Here is an 18039-nt window from a genome sequence, read left to right as displayed (position 1 = left end):
GGGCCACGCCGTGCGGCGTGGCCCCTCGCGCTGCAGCGGTGTTGCTGCTGGCTGTTGCTGGGTGACTAGCGGCGCTTGGCCCGCAGGACCTTGACCTTGTCCTTGGCGAGCACGTCGCCGCCGGCGACCAGGCGAAGGCGGAAGGTGCCCGCCATCGCCTTGGGGACCGCCCTGCGAACCCTGAAGGTCCCGTCCTCCACCCGGACGGCACCGAGGTCGCGACCGCCGAGCTTGATCCGGACCCAGGTCACGGGCAGGTTGCGCCCGACGACCTTCAGGCTCTTGCCGGCACGGACGGCGCCTGGGGTCGCCTTCACCTTGGCCTTCTTGACCGGCGGCTTCGGCTCCTCACCGGAGACGTAGCCACGGTCGATCGTCGCCGACACCTCCGAGCCGTCGATGTCGAACTCGTAGCCGCCGGCGCGGAGGGTGAACTTCGCGGTGTCGATCCCGTTCCGCTCGGTCATGCCCTCGAAGGTCACGCCCGGCACCTCTTCGAACTCGCTGACCTCCTCGTCCACCGGCAGGTAGAGCGTCGCGGTCGTGTTCGCCGGAACCGTGGTGGCGTACGACGTCATCTCACCGTCAGCCGCCTCCCAGCCCGACTCGATGAGCCCGTGGCTCGACTCGAAGCTGCCCTCCACCGAGGTGAAGTCACCACCGGCGATGGGCTGCAGCACGAAGTCCTGGTAGCCCTTGCCCCCGTCCGAGGTGATGCCCAGCTGGTACTCGTACATCCAGGACTGGGAGGCGCCGAGCGCGAAGTGGTTCTGGGAGTTCATCGAGCTCTCCCCGCCCTGGGCGAAGGCACGCTCGTAGGAGTTCCAGAGCTCCCACATCGTGGTCGCACCCAGCGTGACCGGGTAGAGCCAGCTGGTGTAGTCGTCGCTGCTGAACAGCTTGTAGGCCGTCTCGATCTCGCCGTTCTTCGTCAGCGCCGGCAGGATGTTCGGCGTGCCGTTGAAGCCGGTGGTGATGGTGTAGGGCTTGTTGCTCGCCTGACCGCCTGAGAAGCCACCGCCGCCGTCGCGGGGACCGTCGCCGTTGTGGCTCTGCCCCGGGTCCTCGACGAGCTCGCGGAGCCGCTTGGTGGCGAACTCCTTGTAGGTCAGGCCCGCGTTCGGCCCGGCCTGCACCGTCATCTCGTCGCTGAACAAGTCGAGGTTGAGCGGCGTAGCGTAGGACGCCTGCGAGTCCTGCAGGCTCCGGCCGGAGACCAGCTCCTCGCCCGGGGTGGCGTTCAGGGTGAAGCCGGTCTGCGGGTCGACGTAGAGCTTGTTGAAGCTCTCCTTGCCCTGGGCGAACCGCTGGCGGAGGGACTCGGCGTACTCGGTCTCGCCGATGACGTCGGCCATCTTCGCCGACACCTCCACGAAGTGCAGGTACATGGCTTGGTTGACCATGTGGCGCTCGGTGTTGGCGTCCATGCTGATGTGGTCGGCGTGGCTGCCGGTGCCGGCGGTCAGGCCCGGGTAGTCCTCCGAGAGCGGCTGGTCGGCGTAGCCCTTGAGCCACTTCTGGATCGTCGCGAAGTTCTCCTCGATGATCTGCGTGTCGCCGTACTGCTGGTAGAGCTGCCACGGCGCCTGGGCGACCGCGCCCTCCCACGTCGGGGTCTGGGGGAAGGCATCGCCACGGTCACCGGTCAGGCTGATGATCGGCACGGTGGTGCCGACGCTTCCGTTCGAGCCCTGGGCGTCACGCAGCGCGACCATCCACTGGCGCAGGAACGCCTGGGTGTCGGTGGAGTTGTACGTCGCCGCACGGGCGTACGCCTGCAGGTCACCGGTCCAGCCCATGCGCTCGTTGCGCTGGGGGCAGTCGGTCGGCAGCGAGAAGAAGTTGCCGAGCTGGCTGCGCTGGACGTTCTCGAAGAACTGCGTGGCGAGCTCGCCGGTGTAGTTGTCGTCGCTCGTCTTCGCCTCGTAGGTGCCCTCGGGCTTGTCGATCGAGGAGAGCACGATGCCCTCGACGTTCCTCAGCGGCAGCGGCTTGGTCCGTCCGGGGACGGTGATCTCGATGTAGCGGTAGCCGCGGAAGGTGAAGTTGGGCGTGATGACCACGTCCCGGTCCGCGTCCGCAGCCGACGCCTCGTAGAAGTCGGTCGCGAACGCCGCGCGGTAGGTGTCGGTCAGGATCTGCCCCGCGACACCGGGTCGGTAGCTGCCCTCCGGGCCGTACAGCTCCGAGTACGGCTTGGGCTCGTAGTAGCGCGGGTCGGGGCCCGGCCAGACCTCGTTCGGGGAGTCGCTGTTGCCGGGGTAGATGTCCTCGCCGAAGCGGAAGATCACCTCGTCGCCTGCCTCCAGCGTGCCGGCCGGGATCGTGACGCTCGGGACGCCGACCATGTTGACGCCCATGTCGTAGGTCCACGTCTGGTCGTCGTCGCTGTGCGTGCTGAGCACCCGCTCCGCGGTCAGGCGCTCGACCTCGCGGACGGGCTGGTCCTGACGGGCCATGAAGTCGGGGTCCAGCTCGCTCTTCATCGAGATGACGTCCGGCTTCGACCACTTGCTCTCGAGGGCGGCGTCGTAGGACGTGGTCGACCAGCCCGCGATGTTCGCTTCCTTGCTGGCGTCGTACCGCACACCCTGGAAGTTGTCGGCGTACCGGTTAGGCCCGTCGTTGAAGGACTTCCAGGAGCCGGGGTCGGTGACGATGGTCTCCGTGGTGCCGTCGTCGTAGGTGACGACCATCTTGGCGAGCAGCGCCTCGCTGTCGCCGAACATGTTGTAGTTCCGCGGCGAGAAGGTCATGTTGCCGGTCCAGAAGCCGGGGCCGAGCAGTGCACCCATGGCGTTCTCGCCGCTCTGCAGCATGTCGGTGACGTCGTAGGTGTGGTACGTCAGCGTCTTGGCGAAGGTCGACATACCGGGGTTGAGGTAGTCGTCGCTCATCCGCTCACCGTTGATGAACATCTCGTACGCACCCTGCGCCGTGATGTACATCTTGGCCTCGGCGATGTCCTTGCTTGAGGCAGTCGTGAACTCCGTGCGGAGGTGGGTCTGCGCGCCGTACGACGGGTCGGCGTACTTCGGGCCGAGCTGCTCGGCGGTCGTCGGGTTCACCCGGATCGTGTCGCCGTCGGTGGTGATCCCCGAGTCGGGGAGGTCGGCGAAGATGCCGTAGTCCGCGGCCGTGGTCGAGTCGAAGAGGGTGCGCTTGGCGCTCTGCCCGACGTCGACCAGGTGGTAGTCGGTGACGCTGACGTCGTCGCCGACGTTCTTGACCGAGAAGCCGATCTCGTTGAGGTGCGGGAAGGTGTTGTAGTTGTTGCCCGTCTCGAACGAGTGGACGCCCTCGTCGTCGATCGTGGAGTAGGGGCTGACGTCGAGGTTGTCCGTGGACGCCGGGCGCTTCGGGCTCACCTTCATGGTGTCGGCGGTGAAGCCCTCGAGCTCGACACCGTCGATCTCGTAGGTCATCTCGCTCGCGTTGCCGTAGATGCGGAGCGTGTGCTGCTTGTTCTTGTTGGCGGTCGTGAACAGCTTCTGCACCTCGGCCACGGTGCTGTCGGCCAGCTCGACCGACTTGTAGGGGTGGACGTTCGGGTCACCGTCGGCGTCGTCGGTGGCGTGGTAGCCCTTGCGGTAGAGGTTGACCACGCCACCGGTGTTGTCGTCGCCGTCGGTCACTCCGGAGAGGTCGAGCTCGAAGCGGACGAAGTTCTCGCCGCCCGGCGCACCGAAGACGTTGCGGAACTCGCTGGTGAAGCGCGGGTCGTTCGCGCCGAAGATGAACGAGGCGTTGTCACCGCTGTTGATCGTGAAGCCCGTGCGGAGGTCGAACACGTGGGCGGCCGTCGCGTCCAGCTTCGTCGCGTCATTGCCGATCCACTGGGCTCCGTCCCACGCCGCGATCTCGGTGTCCATCAGGCCGGTCGAGAAGGTCGACACCTCGGAGACGGTCTCGACACCGCGGTCGTCCACCGCGGTCACCCGCCACCAGTAGTCGGTCTCGGGCTGCAGGGCCTCGGCCTGGCCCGTGCTGCCGTACCGGATGTCGGTCGTCTCGTCGGAGTCGACCTGGCCGCTGTCCCAGACCGTGTCGTCGAACGACGGGTCGGTGGCCACCTCGATGCGGTAGCTCTCCTGCTTCGCGCCGATGACATTGGACTCGAAGCCCCAGCAGAAGACCGGCTTGGCGTCGTCGATGCCCTCCGGGTCGAAGAGGTGGTTGACCTCCAACCCGGTCACGGAGACCTGCGGCGCCGCCGGCGCCATGGCCGCGGTCGACAGCGGGAGGCCACCCGGGGCCGCCTGCGCTGCCACCACGGGCGCGAGCGCGGAGCCGCCCACGCCGATCGCCAGGGCGACGACGCCCAGGCGGAGGACCGGCCGCTGCTGTGGCGGCCGGCCGGCGACAGTTTCGTTCAACGTCTTCCCCATCCACTCAACCTGTGTGCCCACGCCGGCCCCCCGACGGCATCGGCCCGTGACGGCTGTCACGTAGCTGGTGAACCGTTTCATGAACGCAACTGAAATGGCACCCCCCGGAAATGAAGTTGAGACGATGGTCGCAGTCTGCCGGCCGACCTCCCCTGAGACCGGGGTTCCCATCCAGGTTGGGCGGTGGCACACTGCCCGCCAATGTGAAACGTTCCACCCTCCCGACGGCGGCGAAAGGTGTGCATCCGATGGGCAGGAGCGACGGCGGCGAGCCCGACCCGCTGACGCTCGCGCTGATGCGGGAGCTCGCCGAGGGACGGACGACTGGCGAGGCCGCGGCGACGTGCAACATGTCGAGGGCAACCGCCTGGCGGCGGCTGGAGGCGCTCCGCCGCGACTGGGGCGTCGAGCACAACGTGCAGCTGATCGTCCAAGCGGTACGGCGCGGCCTCATCTGAGCGGGTCCCGCCACCTCGACCGGTCACGGCGTCGATCCCACGTCTGCGCAAGAGTGCTCGCAACCTTGCAAACCGACATGGGGAGGGCGACGTGGACTCCACACGTTCCCGGGCCGGGGATGCAGCGACCTCGGGCCCGGCGTCGGGCGTCATCAGGATCGCGATCGCGAGCGCCACGCTCACCGCCGGGCTCGCGCTGCTGACTCAGGTCGTCGCGGTGAGCCGAGCGAGGTCCGGACGCTCGTGGCGCGCGGCGTGGGTGGCGTACTGCTCTCGGCCGTCGTCCTCTCCGTCGTCCGCGGCCTCGCGCGGTGGGTCGACCGGCGCCCGACGCCGCACTTCGGCCTCGCCGGGCCCGGCAGCCGCAGCGTGGACCTTCAGTGCCGGTCTCCTGACCTGGCTGCTCCCGGCCGCTGCGGCGTTCGCCATCCTGGGCTTGGCGGGAGCTCCGCTGACCCTCCACGGGTCGGCCGGTGATGCAATCGCGATCAGCGCCCTCCTGTTCGGCGCGGTGCTGCTCAGCGAGGCGGTCCCGGAGGAGATCGTGTTCCGTGGCTATGTCATCGGCGTCGTGAGGGAGCGGCTCCCCGCCTGGTGGAGCATCGTCGTGCAGGCGGCACTGTTCACGGGGTTCGCGGTCGTGCTCCGCGGCTTCACCGGCATCGCGGACCTGTCCATGTTCCTCGGGATGGGCGGCGCCCTCGGCTACCTGCGGATCGTCAGCGGTTCGGTCTGGACCGCGGTCGGCTTCCACGCGGCCTTCCAGACGGGTTCGCAGCTCGTGCTCACCCAGGAGGTCGTCTCCTTCTCCGGGTCCCCCGCGTCGGCCATGCTCGCCCTGGGGGCGGTCCCGTTCGCCACCGGTGTCATCGCGTTCTCGCTGCTCGCACCGGCACGTCCGAGCCTGTTCCATCGAGACGCCGACCGCGCACCGGAGCGCTGATCTCGGCGCGTTCCGATCCTGGCTCGCGTTGACCGCAGACCCGGTCGCTGCGGGCCAGGCCCCGAGTCCGAGGACCCGGGGCAGCTCCGCGCGCGATCAGCCGAAGAAGGTGCGCAGGTCGCCCACCACCAGGTCGGGCCGCTCCATGGCGGCGAAGTGACCCCCTTCCGGGTACTCGGCCCAGTGCTCGATCGCGGTGTTGTCGCGCTCGGCGAAGGGCCTGATGCTCTGGAAGTCGTCGGCGAAGACCGCGACGCCGATGCGGCCGTGGTTCAACACCGGTTCGGCCCCAGCCCTGGCCTCGTCGAAGTAGAACCGGGCGGCGGTGGCAGCGGTGTTCGTCAGCCAGTACAGCGAGACCTGGGTGAGCACCTGGTCGCGGGTGAGCAGGCTGGTACCGCTTCCGAAGTTCTCCAACAGCTCGCTCCACGCCAGCTGCGCGACCGGCGAGTCGGCCAGCCCGGCGGCCACTGTCTGGGGCCGCGAGGCGTTCATCGCCGCGAAGCCGGCTCGCTGCTGGAACCAGCCGAGGAACTGCAGTGCGTCATGGTCTTTCTCGGTGAGCCGGGCGAGCTCGGCGGGGTCGCCCGAGGGGAAGGAGAAGAGCTGCAGCACGTGGGCGCCGAGGAAACCCTCGGGTGACCGGATCGCCAACTCGCGGGCGACGTTGGCCCCGGCGTCGCTGCCGTGTGCACCGTAGGAGGCGTAGCCGAGCCGCCGCATCAGGGTGTCCATCACCTCGGCGACGCGACCCATTGACCAGGGCCCCGCGGCGAGCGGGGTGCTGAAGCCGAACCCGGGGATCGAGGGGATCACCACGTGGAACGCGTCCTCGCGCCGACCGCCGTGCGCGACCGGGTCGACCAAGGGGCCGATCATGTCGAGGTAGTCCACGAACGAGCCCGGGTAGGTGTGGACCAGCAGGAGCGGCGTCGCCTCGGCCACCTCGGACCGGACGTGCAGGAAGTGGACGGTCTGTCCGTCGACGGCGGTGACGAAGTGAGGGTGAGCGTTCATCCGCTTCTCCTGCGCCCGCCAGTCGAAGCCCTCGCGCCAGTGGTCGACCATCTCCCGGAGATAGGTCACGGGCGTGCCGTGGTCCCACGAGTCACCCGGCGCCGGCACGGGGAGGCGGGTGTGGGCGAGGCGGTCCTGGAGGTCCCTCAGGGTCCCCTCCGGGATCGAGACGCGGAAGGGCCGGATCGCAGTACCGGTCGCGTGGCTGTCGGTCGTGTGGGTGCCGGCCGGGCCGGGGATCGTGGTCATGGCAGCACGCTAGGAGCGGTAGCGGAAGAGTTCGTTCCGCTAATCTCCACCCGTTCCACTACTCCTGCACGGTCGGAGCCCGCATGCGGACCTCAGCCAGGCTGCTCGCCCTGCTGGCGCTGCTGCAGTCGCGCCCCACGTGGTCCGGCGCCGAGCTGGCGAGCCGGCTGGACGTCACCGGACGCACCGTCCGCAACGACGTGACGCGCCTGCGGGAGCTCGGCTACCCGGTCGAGGCGGTCAAGGGCCCCGGTGGCCACTACCGGCTCGGGGCCGGGGCGGCGCTCCCCCCGCTGCTCCTGGACGACGACGAGGCCGTGGCCGTGACGGTCGCCCTGCGCGCCTCCTCGGTCGTCCCGGGCATGGAGGAGTCGAGCGGCCGCGCCCTCCACAAGCTCGAGCAGGTCCTCCCCTCCCGGCTGCGGCCCCGGGTGAGCGCGCTGCGGGAGGCGACCATGCAGGGCCCCGAGAACACCACCGACAACGTCGAGGACCCGCCGGTGGACAGCCGGCTTCTCACCCAGGTGGCGAGCGCCATCAAGGCGGGTGAGGAGATCCGGTTCCGGTACCGCGGCGACGAGGCCGTCCTGGTCGAGCCCTACCGGCTGATGAGCTGGCAGCGACGCTGGTACGTCGTCGGCCGGGACCCGGCGACAGGAGGGTGGGCGCCGTACCGGCTGGACTGGATGACGCTCCGCACCCCCGGCGGTCGACGCTTCACCCCCGCGCCGCTGCCGGGCGGCGACTACACGGCGTTCCTGCTGCGCCAGGTCGCGGTCACCGGGTGGAGCGTCCACGCCCGGATCACCGTGGCCGCATCCGCTGCCGACGTGCTCGCCCGGATCAACCCGGCCGTCGGGGTCGTGGAACCGGTCGACGAGAGCCACTGCGTCCTGGTCACCGGTGGCGACAGCGCCGAGATCGTCGCCGTCTACATCGGCATGCTGGGCTACGACTTCCATGTCACCGAGCCGCCCGAGCTGGTCGCACACCTCCGGCTGCTCGCCGACCGCTACGCCCGCGCGACCGGGGGCACGTGACAGCCCGGCGATGACGGGACCCGGGGGACGCCGCGTCGCCCATCGCCGTGACAGTGGCGACACGGACGGCGTTGCGCCCCTCGCCCGCGCTCAGGAGGGAACCTTGTCGAGGAATCCGCGGACGTCATGGATGCGCCCGTCTGCATCGACCACCACCACATCGAAACCAATCACGAGTGGCTCCTCGCCGGCCGGTCCCAGACCCCACTGGAAGCGGACCTGACGGTGGTGCGCGTCGAGGTCGCCGACCAGGGTGAACTCGAACCCTGGGAACTGGGCATGGACCGAACCGATGGCCGCTCCCACGGCCTCGCGGCCTCGCGCCTCGGCGACGGGATCGACGTAGACGCAGTCGTCGGTCCAATGTCGGGCGAGCAGCTCCACGCGGGCCGAATCGTCGGTGGCGTTCCAGGTGTCGAGGTAGCGGGTGACGGTCTCGTTCACGGGCTTCTTCCCTTCTGTGGCGGGCTGTTCCTGAAGACTCACCCGAAGCACAACGACCGGTCGATTACCTGAGAGGTCATGGCCGTCCCTGTGCGCGCTGCCTAGCGTCAGGGCATGACCTCGACGGCGGCGACTCCATCGGTCGGCAGCGAGCTGCGCCGGTGGCGAGAGCTGCGATCACTCAGCCAGCTCGCCCTCGCCACCAAGGCCGACGTGAGCACCCGGCACGTGAGCTTCATCGAGAACGGACGCGCCCGCCCGACACCGGAGATGATCATCCGCCTGGCCGAGGTGATGCGGGTGCCGATGGACGAGCAGAACCGCCTCCTCCTCGCCGGCGGTTTCGCTCCTCGATACCCGCAGCGTGCGCCCGACGACGAGGCACTCGCGCCGGTGATGGCCGGGCTGCGGTGCCTGCTGGACGCGCACGTGCCCTACCCGGCCCTGCTCCTCGACGACCACTGGAACGTCATCGACGCCAACGAGCCCGTCGATGCGCTGATCACCGGCTGCGACCGGGACCTGCTCGAGCCACCACTGAACGTGATCCGGCTCTGCTTGCACCCGCACGGCCTCGCGCCGCGCATCCGCAACCTGTCCACGTGGCGAGCACACCTGCTACGCCAACTCGAGCAGCGCATCGACCACCGTGGCGGCGACCCCGACCTCGTCGCACTCCGCCACGAGGTCACGGCGTACTCCGGTGGGACGACGCCACCCGTGGGACCGTCGGTCGACCCCGTCGTGCCACTGGAGATCGAGGCCGGCGACGACGTGCTCCGGCTCTTCAGCGTGGCCAGCCAGGTCGAGAGCGCCTCGGACGTCACCCTCGGTGGGCTCCATCTCGAGACCTTCCTCCCGGCCGACGCCCGCACACGAGGCCTGCTCGGTTCCCGCCGAGCATGGAGACGACCCCGAGCCGATGAGGCGCCCAGTTCGGCGCCGGCCCGGCGCGACTAGGCGCCGCGCCCGGCGTGCTCGATGAGGCCGTAGGGGATGCCACCGGGATCGCGGACCGTGGCCACCCGGGTGCCGCCGCCGACGTCACGCGGGTCGCCGACGACCGTGGCTCCCGCCTTCTGCACCTCGTCGAGCGCGGTCTCCAGGTCGGGCACGCGGATGTGCGCCACGGTCTGGGTCGAGCCGCCGGGCTGGACCGGAGTGAGGCCGATCTCGACCCCTTCGACGCGGAAGCCCACGTAGAAGGGCTGATCGGTGTGCGGCTCGGCGCCGAGGAGGGCGATGTGGATGGCCTTGGCGGCATCGAGGTCGCTGACGGTGTAGACGATGTTCTCAAGAGTCTTCATGCCCCGATGACGTCTGCCGAGCCACCGATGTGACCGCGCCTGTCGGCGCGCGCGGTTCGACCGACCATGCGCCCCCGGCAGATGACGGAGCTCCAGTCCGGGGGCGGGGCCTTCGTTGTGGCGCTGCCGCGCCTCCTCAACCAGCTACAGGTCCTCCGTCGAGTGCCCCGCGGCGCGCGGGCCGCCGTCTTCAGCGGAATCCCCCAGCTGGGCCACCGCACGGGTCACCAGCCGTGCCCGCGCCTGGGGCGAGGTTGACTTGAGCAGTGGGAGCATGACGGCGTACTGACGCGTTCGGCTTAGTCGTGCGAACGCCGCGGCCGCCGGCGGTGCGGCGGCCAGGGCGGCCGCGAGGTCGGGCGGGACCTCGCTCGCCGCTTGCGGTGGGTACGCCGCCGCCCAGCGGCCGTCGGCGCGGGCGGCGGCCAGCTGGGCCAGGCCGCCGGGGCGCATCCGGCCCGCCGCCTCGAGCGCCTCGGCCTTGGCGACGTTGACCTGGGACCAGGCGGTCCGGGGTCGACGGCGGGAGTAGCGCTGCAGGAACGACACGTCGTCGAGGGCGCGGCGGGTGCCGTCGATCCAGCCGTGGCACAGCGCACCGTCGAGGGCGTCGCCGATCGTGATCAGCCGCACGTCGGCGTGCTTGCGCCGGATCCTCAGCCAGGCCTCGGCGGCGGTGTCGTGGTGCTCCTGCAGCCACACGTCCCAGGCGGCGACGTCGGCCAGCTCCAGCACGTCCACCTCAGGCCTCCGGCGCGCCGGCGAGCATCTCGAGGTAGTGCGGGTTCATCATCACCCCGAGCACGTTGCCGAACGGGTCGACCACCGAGGCCGCGACGAACCCGGAGTCCCCGTGCGGGGTGATCGGCTGCAGCTCGCGCGCGCCGAGCTCCTGCAGACGCGCCACCGTCTTCTCCAGGTCGTCGACGTGCCAGTGCACGACCGCACCGCCGGCTCCGGTGGCGAGGGCGGGCGGCCGGAACCGGCTGTCGATGATGCCCCACTCGTGCTGGTGGTCGCCAACCCGGAACTCGACGTAGACCGTCGCTCCGTCCGGGCCGGGGCGGCGGAAGTACGGCTCGACGCCGAAGACCTCGGCGTACCAGGCGGCGGCCGCCTCGGGGTCGTCGGCCCAGACGTTCACGGTGGCGATGCCTCGCAGGCTCATGGTGTCTCCTCTTCGTGGGGGTCTCGGGGTGGTGTGACCACGCTAGAAGCCATTGCGGAACGTGCGGTTCCGCGATCGAAGTGGGACGCTGGCGCCGTGCTCGACACCTCGGTCCGCCTCCTCCGCCTGCTGTCGCTGCTGTCGGTGCGCCGGGATTGGCCGGGCCCGGACCTCGCCCGGCGGCTGGAGGTGACCACCCGCACCGTGCGCAACGACGTCGAGCGGCTGCGCATCCTCGGCTACGAGGTGCGCTCGACACCGGGGGTGGCGGGCGGCTACCGACTCGCGCCGGGGACCGCGGTGCCTCCGCTGGTGCTCGACGACGACGAGGCGGTGGCGGTCGGCGTCAGCCTGGCGGCCGCCGCGGCCGGCTCGGTGAGCGGCCTGGAGGAGCCGTCACTACGGGCGATGGTGAAGCTGGAGCAGGTGCTGCCGGCCCGGCTGCGGCACCGCCTCGACGCGCTGCGGCAGTCCACGGTCTCCGCGGTGCGGCCCGGCCCGGCCGTCGACGCCGACACGCTGGCCACGGTCGCGGGCGCGGTACGCGACCACGAGCGGCTGCGCTTCGACTACGTCGGACGCGACGCCGCGAGCAGTCGGCGGACCGTCGAGCCCCACCGCCTCGTCTACACCGGTCGCCGCTGGTACCTCCTGGCGTGGGACTGCGACCGCGAGGACTGGCGCACGTTCCGCGCCGACCGGATCCGGCCGCGGCCGCCGACCGGACCCAGGTTCGCGGTCCGGGAGCTCCCAGACGACGCGGCCATCCACGTGCTCCGCGGAGTCGGGTCCACCGCCTGGCGCCACCAGGCGCGGATCCGGTTCCTCGCCCCCCTCCAGGAGGTCGCCGGACAGGTCCCCGCCGAGGCAGGGATCCTCCGGCCCGACGGCGACGACGCCTGCGTCCTCGAGACCGGCAGCGACTCGCTGCGCGACCTCGTTCGCTACGTCGACGGCCTCGACCTCCCCTTTCAGGCGCTCGACCCGCCCGAGCTGCGCGATCTCCTGCGCCGGGCCGCACGCCGCTACGCCGACGCGGCCGGCGACCACGGGCGGAAGTCCTGAGCGCCGTACGGCCGTCACGCCACCGGGTCGGCCACCCCTAGGCCATGACCCCGGACGGGAGCCATGTTGTCGACCGGCGTCCTGCGCAGCAGCGCCATCAGCGCCTGTAGTGACATGCCGGCGTTGGCCACCGTGGTCAGGGCCGCAGTCGGTGCGGCGTCACCGCCAGCGTGCGATCCGGCGCCGCTGCTGAGCACCCAATCCCACAGCGAGCCCGTCATGGCATAAGGAGAGCCAGCGCGACCGCCCCCAGCCCGAGGAGTACGGCCCCGACGGTCAGGGAGCCCGAGGCGATGAACACCGCCGCCACGGCGAAGCACAGCCCCGGCACTAGCCATCGGACGCCAGTCGGAATCGTCGTCGAGTCGCCGGTCCGTGGGCTGGCCGTCGGCTTCTCGGACGTCCGCTGGCGTCCCTGGTGCTCGCGCAGGTGCTGGTAGTGGCGGGAGTGCTCGTCGAACCTCAGCAGGACCTGGCGAGCGGAAGCGGGCACCACGGAGGAGGAGGGATCGCCACCGGTGAACCGAGCGACCGCCTGCTCGTCCCTGAACACCATCGAGGTGAGGAACTCGACCTCCTGCCCCGGCTCCTCGGGCCGCGCAGGGTGGCGGCGCCAGACGTCAAACGCCAGCAGTCCGTCCAACTCTCGGCCCACGATGCCCGGAGCGATCGTCTCGTTGAGCAGTTTCTCGTACCGATCGGCATTCTCTGGGGTCGTCCACCCACTCCACAGCCGCAGGATCATGGCTGAGCTCCTTCCTGACTCACGGATAGTGATGGTTCGAGGGCCCGCGAACAGGGTCGGCGGGTCCTGCTGCTCGGTTAGCGTCGTTCTTGCGCTCCCTCGGTCAAGGCCTCCAGCAACGTCCGCAAGACTCGCCGGGCTCTGGCCAACTCATCGGCTGACATCTCGGCGCGACTCAGGCGTTCGCTTCGGTCTAGGTCGCCACGGCGCACCAACTCGGCCAGGACGCTCCGGCCGGCGGTGGTGATCGATATCAGGGGTGCGCTCTTGTGATCGGGATTGGGCGCGGTCGCCAGCAGCTCCTCCGCGAGAAGGTCGTTCACGACCCGGTGGACGCTCTGCCGAGCCAAGCCGAGCCGCCGAGCCGCCGCGGACACGGTGAGTGGCTGTGCCGAGAGAACGCTCAACACATGCCATCTCGCAGCCGTCTGACCCACAGCTCCGGCGATCTCCTCGCCGGTGCGCCGCGACGCTGCCGCGAGCTCGTACACGTCGGCGATGAGCAGGCGGTACTCGGTTGCCACATCCATTAGCACAGTGTGGCACACACTGTCAGGATGCTGCACGGTTGTCAGCGCACTACGCGGGCGAATGTCTGACCGCGGTGGGGCGACAATGTCGCCGAGTCGCCCCGCCGAAGCCGTCGATCGCCAAGCCGTCGATCGCCACCACGATGGTCCTCCCCGCTTTGCGGGAGTCCCTAGGTGTGGTCGGGTCCATGGACCGGCGGCAGGCGATCAGCATGGACTCGGCGATCAACACGGGCGGCTCATGTCGACCGGTGCTTGCATGGGCGCGTCAAGAGCCGCCGGTCCTCTGTGGCAGACCGGCTCGCGATCCTGCGTGCTGCCCCGACAATCGGACTGATCAACTTCACCCGGCCAGGCCCGTTGAGAGTCCTCGGTAACGGCGCGCGATTACCCCGAACGCCTCCTTGGGCTCCCAGGGCATGTCCGGGTACACCGTCCCGTTGCGGTCCTCGAAGACCTTGACAACGCCCAAGCTCGCGAGGTCGAGGTCAAGAGTCGGCGGGCCATCGGGGCGGTGGGGGAGGTTGTAGAGAGCGAAGAGGTAGGGGAAGGCGGCGTGCACTCCAGTGGTCTCGAAGACTTCTAGGAGTTCGTCGAAGTACCGGGCCTGTCCAACTTCGTCTCGTGCGTGCGTGCCGTTGATCGCGACGGGCATCCCCTGCTCGTCGTACTGAACGATCTCCATGCTCCGTGGCGCGACCTCAAAGGCGCCCTCCCACCACTCTCAATGGAGACCGATCGGTCTATCCACCTGAATCGCTACGAGAAACGAGAGTCCGATGTCCCACTCCACCGAGGCCGAGGCGGTCATCGCCCGGCCGACGCCCGTCGGCGGCGCCGACGCGCTGCGCAACCTCTACGCCGCCCGGTTCGCGTTTGCGATCGTCTGGGCAGGCCTGCTCGCCACCAACGCGTCCGAGCTGAACCCGTTCACCGCCACCCTGCTCCTGGTCTACCCGGTCTTCGACCTCGGCGCTGCCGTCTACGACCTCCGGTCGTCGGGCGCCACGCGACAGCGTGTCCCGCTCCTCGTCAACATGGCCCTGAGCCTGGCCACCGCGTTCGGGCTGGCCGTCGCCGTCGACTCCGGCATCCCCGACGTGCTGCGGGTGTGGGGCGCCTGGGCGATCACCGCGGGCCTCGTGCAGCTGATCGTCGCGGCCCAGCGCCGCGGCCTCGGCGGCCAGTGGCCGATGATCCTCAGCGGTGGGATCTCGGTCCTCGCCGGCGGGGGCTTCGTCGTGATGGCGTCGGGCGACAACGCGGCGCTCGGTGGCCTCGCCGGGTACGCGACCCTCGGCGGCGTCTTCTTCGCGGCCTCCGCGTTCCGGCTGCACCGCAGCGCCGCGGGCGACCAGCGATGACCGCCGCCACCCCGGGCCCCTCCACCGCGACCGAGAACCACGCGACGTACGACGTGGTCATCATCGGCGCCGGCCCGGTCGGCGAGAACGTCGCCGACCGGGCGGTGCAGGGCGGCCTGACCGCAGTGGTCGTCGAGCGCGAGCTCGTCGGCGGGGAGTGCTCCTACTGGGCCTGCATGCCGACCAAGGCGCTGCTCCGCGACGCCGCCGTCGTCCGCGCCGCACGCGCGCTTCCGGCCGCCGCCCGGGCGGTCAGCGGCGAGCTGGACGTCGACGCCGTCCTGCGTCGTCGTGACCGGTTCGCCTCCGACTGGTCCGACGCCGGCCAGGTCGGCTGGCTCGAGGGAGCGGGGATCACGCTGGTCCGCGGCCACGGACGCGTCACCGGCACCCGGACCGTCACCGTGACCCGCGCCGACGGCACGACGACCGTGCTCACCGCCCGACACGCGGTCGTGATCACCACCGGTACCTCGGCCCAGATCCCCCCGATCCCCGGCCTGGCCGAGGTGGCCCCGTGGACCAGCCGGGAGGCCGCGGCCGTCCGGACGGTCCCTGAACGCCTGGCGATCATCGGCGGTGGTGTCGTCGGCTCGGAGATGGCCACCGCGTTCAGCGCGCTCGGCTCCCGGGTGACCCTGATCTCCCAGACCCGGCTGCTGCCCGGCGTCGAGCGGTTCGCCGGCGAGCACGTGGCGGCAGCCCTCGAGGCCTCGGGGGTCACCCTGCACCTGGAGGCCGAGGCGACAGCGGCCCGTCGCAATGCCGCGGGCGCGGTGGACATCACCCTGGCCGACGGGGCGGTCGTCACGGCCGACGAGGTCCTCGTCGCGACCGGGCGCACGCCGAACACGAAGGACATCGGACTCGACCACCTCGGTCTCACTCCGGGTGGTTGGCTCGTCGTCGACGAGTCCCTCGCTGTCGTCGACGAGGCCGGAAGTCCGGTCGACGGTGGCTGGCTGTACGCCGCGGGCGACGTCAACGCACGGGCGATGCTGACCCACCACGGCAAGTACCAGGCGCGTGCCCTGGGCGACGCCATCGCCGCGCGGGCGCGCGGCCATCGTGCCGACCTGAGCGCCTGGGGGCGCCACGCGGTCACCGCGGACGAACGTGCCGTGACGCAGGTGGTCTTCACCGACCCCGAGGTCGCGACTGTCGGCCTGTCCGCCGAAGCGGCGGCCGCAGCCGGCACCGAGGTCCGCGTCGTCGACCACGACCTCGGGGCGGTCGCCGGCGCCATGCTCCACGCCGACGGCTACCGCGGCCAGGCCCGGATGGTCGTCGACGCCGAGCGCAACGTCCTGGTCGGCTTCACCGCGGTCGGCCCTGACGTCGCCGAGCTGCTGCACGCCGCCACGATCGCCGTCACCGCCGAGGTCCCGCTGGACCGGCTCTGGCACGCCGTGCCGGCGTACCCGACCACCAGCGAGATCTGGCTCCGCCTGCTCGAGGCCGACGGCCGCGACCACTGACCCACCCACCGACACCCCACCGCAAGCGAAACAAGGAGCTTCACATGTCCAGCACGTCCACGTCCCTCTACACGGCCGTCGCCACCTCGACCGGTGACGGCCGCGCCGGAGGCCGCGCCCGCACCGACGACGGCCTGCTCGACCTGACCCTCGCGATCCCGCGCGAGATGGGCGGCCCCGGCGGCGCGACCAACCCCGAACAGCTCTTCGCCGCCGGTTGGGCCTCCTGCTTCCACTCCGCACTGAAGGCGGTCGCCGCCGGCCAGAAGATCATCTTGACCGACTCCGCGGTCGTCGCAGAGGTCGGCATCCATCCGACCGAGCAGGGCGGCTTCGGCCTCTCGGCGGCGCTGCACGTCGAGCTCGGCGGCATCGACCAGGAAACCGCCGATTCGCTCACCGCGGCAGCGCACGAGGTGTGCCCCTACTCCAACGCCACCCGGGGCAACATCGCCGTCACGGTCGACACCACGGTCGCCTGACGAGCAGGCTCGCTCGGCACCGCGACCGACGGCCCGTCGGAATTTGCCTATAGCATGTAGGCGCTCGTAGCCTCGGCTTCATGCGGGCCCTTTCCGAAGATGAGATCCGGCGGTCGTTCGTGAACTGCAGTCGCGGTGCCGCGCAACGGGCGAACCTGCCCGAGAACCTCGAGGAGCTCCCGTGGCCAGAGCTCGACTTCCTTGGCTGGGTGGACTCGAAGGCGCCTCAGCTCGCGTACGCCGTCGTCCCCCGCAATCAGGAGCTGGTCGGCATCCAGCTGCGCCGGAACTCCAGCAGCAGCGGGCGCGCCCGGATGTGCTCCCTGTGCTGCACGGTGCACCCGTCCAATGGCGTGTCCCTCATGGTCGCCAACAAGGCGGGGAAGGCCGGCCGTGACGGCAACACGGTCGGCCTCGACGTGTGCAGCTCGCTGCGCTGCTCGGAGTACGTCCACGGCCTGACGCCGGCGCCTGTCGTCAGCCTCCTCGAGGAGACCATGGACCTCGAGCAGCGCGTCGAACGGCTCGAGCAGAACCTCGATGCCTTCATCCGGCGGATCCGCCGGTGACCGGCAACAGCCGTCGCCCCGCCGCGCGGGCCGGGCTGACGCGGGAGGCCGTCGTCGAGAAGGCTGCGGACCTCGCGGACCGGATCGGGTTCCACCGGGTCACCGTCAGCGCGGTGGCCCGCGAGACCGGTGTCCGCAGTCCGAGCCTCTACTCCCACCTGCGTGGCACCGACGACCTCACCGCTGCTGTGACCGAGCTGGCACTCACCGAGATCGCAGACCGGAGTGACCGGGCACTAGCCGGCCGCTCCGGCCGGGCCGCCCTCCTGGCGTTGGCGGCCGTTTACCGCGACTACGCCCGAGAGCACCCTGGCCGCTTCGAGGCCGCCAACGCTCTCGACGTCACGCCCAGCGACAGCCTCGCCGCGGCGGGCGCTCGCGCCAGTCAGCAGACCGCCGCCGTGCTCCGGGGCTACGCCATCCCTGAGGGCGAGCAGGTGCACGCGGCGCGGCTGATCGCGAGCGTGCTGCGCGGCTTCATCCAGCTCGAGGCCGGTGGCGCCTTCGGGCACCGCCCTCCGTCGACCGACGCATCGTGGCAGCGCTCGCTGGACGCCCTCGACGACATGTTGCGACACTGGGGACCCGAGCGGTGACCCTCGGCGACAGCATCAATCTCTCCGCTGCCCAAGATCTTTCGCGACCGGTCCCCGGAAGAGGTGCTCTGCGCGGCATCAGCCGCGTCGTCGCCCAGATCAAGAATCCCGTGTTCCGCGGCTGCGCGTTCCTCAACGCGACCGTCGAGTGCTCGGACGCGGATCATCCGGTGCATCACAAGGTGCTCGCGCACCG

The 18039-nt window shown here is 70.5% G+C and carries 20 protein-coding genes; 10 read left to right on the top strand and 10 right to left on the bottom strand.

Annotation, left to right across the window (positions count from 1 at the left end):
* Positions 1–65: 65 nt before the first annotated feature.
* Positions 66–4388, bottom strand: a complete 4323-nt coding sequence (locus tag ACSMHG_RS02585) for a family 78 glycoside hydrolase catalytic domain (RefSeq protein ID WP_435741809.1) — start codon at positions 4386–4388, stop codon at positions 66–68.
* Positions 4389–4636: 248 nt separating this feature from the next.
* On the opposite strand from ACSMHG_RS02585, the gene ACSMHG_RS02580 reads away from it, so the two are divergent.
* On the top strand, positions 4637–4846 hold the full coding sequence (locus tag ACSMHG_RS02580; RefSeq protein WP_435741807.1) for a helix-turn-helix domain-containing protein: 210 nt from the start codon (positions 4637–4639) through the stop codon (positions 4844–4846).
* Between the two features lie 91 nt (positions 4847–4937).
* Positions 4938–5789, top strand: coding sequence for a CPBP family glutamic-type intramembrane protease (locus ACSMHG_RS02575; RefSeq protein ID WP_435741806.1), 852 nt, complete (start codon positions 4938–4940; stop codon positions 5787–5789).
* Between the two features lie 96 nt (positions 5790–5885).
* Here ACSMHG_RS02575 and ACSMHG_RS02570 read toward each other — a convergent pair whose 3' ends face one another.
* Complete coding sequence (locus tag ACSMHG_RS02570) at positions 5886–7055, bottom strand: epoxide hydrolase family protein (RefSeq protein WP_435741805.1); 1170 nt, start codon at positions 7053–7055, stop codon at positions 5886–5888.
* 83 nt (positions 7056–7138) lie between these two features.
* On the opposite strand from ACSMHG_RS02570, the gene ACSMHG_RS02565 reads away from it, so the two are divergent.
* On the top strand, positions 7139–8095 hold the full coding sequence (locus tag ACSMHG_RS02565; RefSeq protein WP_435741804.1) for a helix-turn-helix transcriptional regulator: 957 nt from the start codon (positions 7139–7141) through the stop codon (positions 8093–8095).
* 90 nt (positions 8096–8185) lie between these two features.
* Here ACSMHG_RS02565 and ACSMHG_RS02560 read toward each other — a convergent pair whose 3' ends face one another.
* Positions 8186–8539: a nuclear transport factor 2 family protein gene (locus ACSMHG_RS02560; RefSeq protein WP_435741803.1), complete on the bottom strand. Its 354-nt coding sequence runs from the start codon at positions 8537–8539 to the stop codon at positions 8186–8188.
* 114 nt (positions 8540–8653) lie between these two features.
* On the opposite strand from ACSMHG_RS02560, the gene ACSMHG_RS02555 reads away from it, so the two are divergent.
* Positions 8654–9499 (top strand): helix-turn-helix domain-containing protein, encoded by an 846-nt coding sequence (locus ACSMHG_RS02555; RefSeq protein WP_435741802.1) that lies wholly within the window; start codon positions 8654–8656, stop codon positions 9497–9499.
* Here ACSMHG_RS02555 and ACSMHG_RS02550 read toward each other — a convergent pair.
* The 3 genes from ACSMHG_RS02550 to ACSMHG_RS02540 all read right to left on the bottom strand — a co-directional run bounded on the left by ACSMHG_RS02550 (position 9496) and on the right by ACSMHG_RS02540 (position 11014).
* Positions 9496–9846: a VOC family protein gene (locus ACSMHG_RS02550; protein WP_435741801.1), complete on the bottom strand. Its 351-nt coding sequence runs from the start codon at positions 9844–9846 to the stop codon at positions 9496–9498. The two genes, ACSMHG_RS02555 and ACSMHG_RS02550, sit on opposite strands and share 4 nt — an antisense overlap.
* A gap of 144 nt (positions 9847–9990) precedes the next feature.
* Entirely contained in the window at positions 9991–10587 is a 597-nt protein-coding gene (locus tag ACSMHG_RS02545; protein ID WP_435741800.1) for a YdeI/OmpD-associated family protein, read from the bottom strand.
* Position 10588: 1 nt separating this feature from the next.
* Positions 10589–11014 carry a VOC family protein gene (locus ACSMHG_RS02540; protein ID WP_435741799.1) on the bottom strand — a complete coding sequence of 142 codons (426 nt, stop codon included), beginning with the start codon at positions 11012–11014 and terminating at the stop codon, positions 10589–10591.
* A gap of 96 nt (positions 11015–11110) precedes the next feature.
* On the opposite strand from ACSMHG_RS02540, the gene ACSMHG_RS02535 reads away from it, so the two are divergent.
* Positions 11111–12079: a helix-turn-helix transcriptional regulator gene (locus ACSMHG_RS02535; RefSeq protein ID WP_435741798.1), complete on the top strand. Its 969-nt coding sequence runs from the start codon at positions 11111–11113 to the stop codon at positions 12077–12079.
* A gap of 14 nt (positions 12080–12093) precedes the next feature.
* On the opposite strand, the gene ACSMHG_RS02530 is transcribed toward ACSMHG_RS02535, so the two are convergent.
* The 4 genes from ACSMHG_RS02530 to ACSMHG_RS02515 all read right to left on the bottom strand — a co-directional run bounded on the left by ACSMHG_RS02530 (position 12094) and on the right by ACSMHG_RS02515 (position 14039).
* Positions 12094–12300, bottom strand: coding sequence for a hypothetical protein (locus tag ACSMHG_RS02530; protein ID WP_435741797.1), 207 nt, complete (start codon positions 12298–12300; stop codon positions 12094–12096).
* On the bottom strand, positions 12297–12824 hold the full coding sequence (locus ACSMHG_RS02525; protein WP_435741796.1) for a hypothetical protein: 528 nt from the start codon (positions 12822–12824) through the stop codon (positions 12297–12299). Before ACSMHG_RS02525 ends, ACSMHG_RS02530 begins: the two co-directional genes overlap by 4 nt.
* Positions 12825–12901: 77 nt before the next feature.
* A complete protein-coding gene (locus tag ACSMHG_RS02520; RefSeq protein WP_435741795.1) occupies positions 12902–13354 on the bottom strand; it encodes a MarR family winged helix-turn-helix transcriptional regulator in 453 nt (150 codons plus the stop codon).
* Positions 13355–13697: 343 nt separating this feature from the next.
* Positions 13698–14039: a hypothetical protein gene (locus ACSMHG_RS02515; RefSeq protein WP_435741794.1), complete on the bottom strand. Its 342-nt coding sequence runs from the start codon at positions 14037–14039 to the stop codon at positions 13698–13700.
* A 94-nt stretch (positions 14040–14133) separates the two neighbouring features.
* Here ACSMHG_RS02515 and ACSMHG_RS02510 point away from each other — a divergent pair, with 94 nt between their 5' ends.
* The 5 genes from ACSMHG_RS02510 to ACSMHG_RS02490 all read left to right on the top strand — a co-directional run bounded on the left by ACSMHG_RS02510 (position 14134) and on the right by ACSMHG_RS02490 (position 17843).
* A complete protein-coding gene (locus ACSMHG_RS02510; RefSeq protein WP_435741793.1) occupies positions 14134–14718 on the top strand; it encodes a hypothetical protein in 585 nt (194 codons plus the stop codon).
* Positions 14715–16196 carry a dihydrolipoyl dehydrogenase family protein gene (locus ACSMHG_RS02505; protein WP_435741792.1) on the top strand — a complete coding sequence of 494 codons (1482 nt, stop codon included), beginning with the start codon at positions 14715–14717 and terminating at the stop codon, positions 16194–16196. The genes ACSMHG_RS02510 and ACSMHG_RS02505 overlap by 4 nt, the downstream gene beginning before the upstream one ends.
* 44 nt (positions 16197–16240) lie before the next feature.
* Positions 16241–16678, top strand: coding sequence for an organic hydroperoxide resistance protein (locus ACSMHG_RS02500; RefSeq protein WP_435741791.1), 438 nt, complete (start codon positions 16241–16243; stop codon positions 16676–16678).
* An 80-nt stretch (positions 16679–16758) separates the two neighbouring features.
* Positions 16759–17247: an FBP domain-containing protein gene (locus tag ACSMHG_RS02495; protein WP_435741790.1), complete on the top strand. Its 489-nt coding sequence runs from the start codon at positions 16759–16761 to the stop codon at positions 17245–17247.
* Positions 17244–17843: a TetR/AcrR family transcriptional regulator gene (locus tag ACSMHG_RS02490; protein ID WP_435741789.1), complete on the top strand. Its 600-nt coding sequence runs from the start codon at positions 17244–17246 to the stop codon at positions 17841–17843. The genes ACSMHG_RS02495 and ACSMHG_RS02490 overlap by 4 nt, the downstream gene beginning before the upstream one ends.
* Positions 17844–18039 lie beyond the last annotated feature (196 nt).

It is taken from the genome of Nocardioides ureilyticus (assembly GCF_051280745.1).
In the GTDB taxonomy this organism is placed as follows: Bacteria; Actinomycetota; Actinomycetes; order Propionibacteriales; family Nocardioidaceae; genus Nocardioides.
Note: the sequence above shows the minus strand (reverse complement) of the source record. Positions and strands in the feature narration are given on the sequence as shown.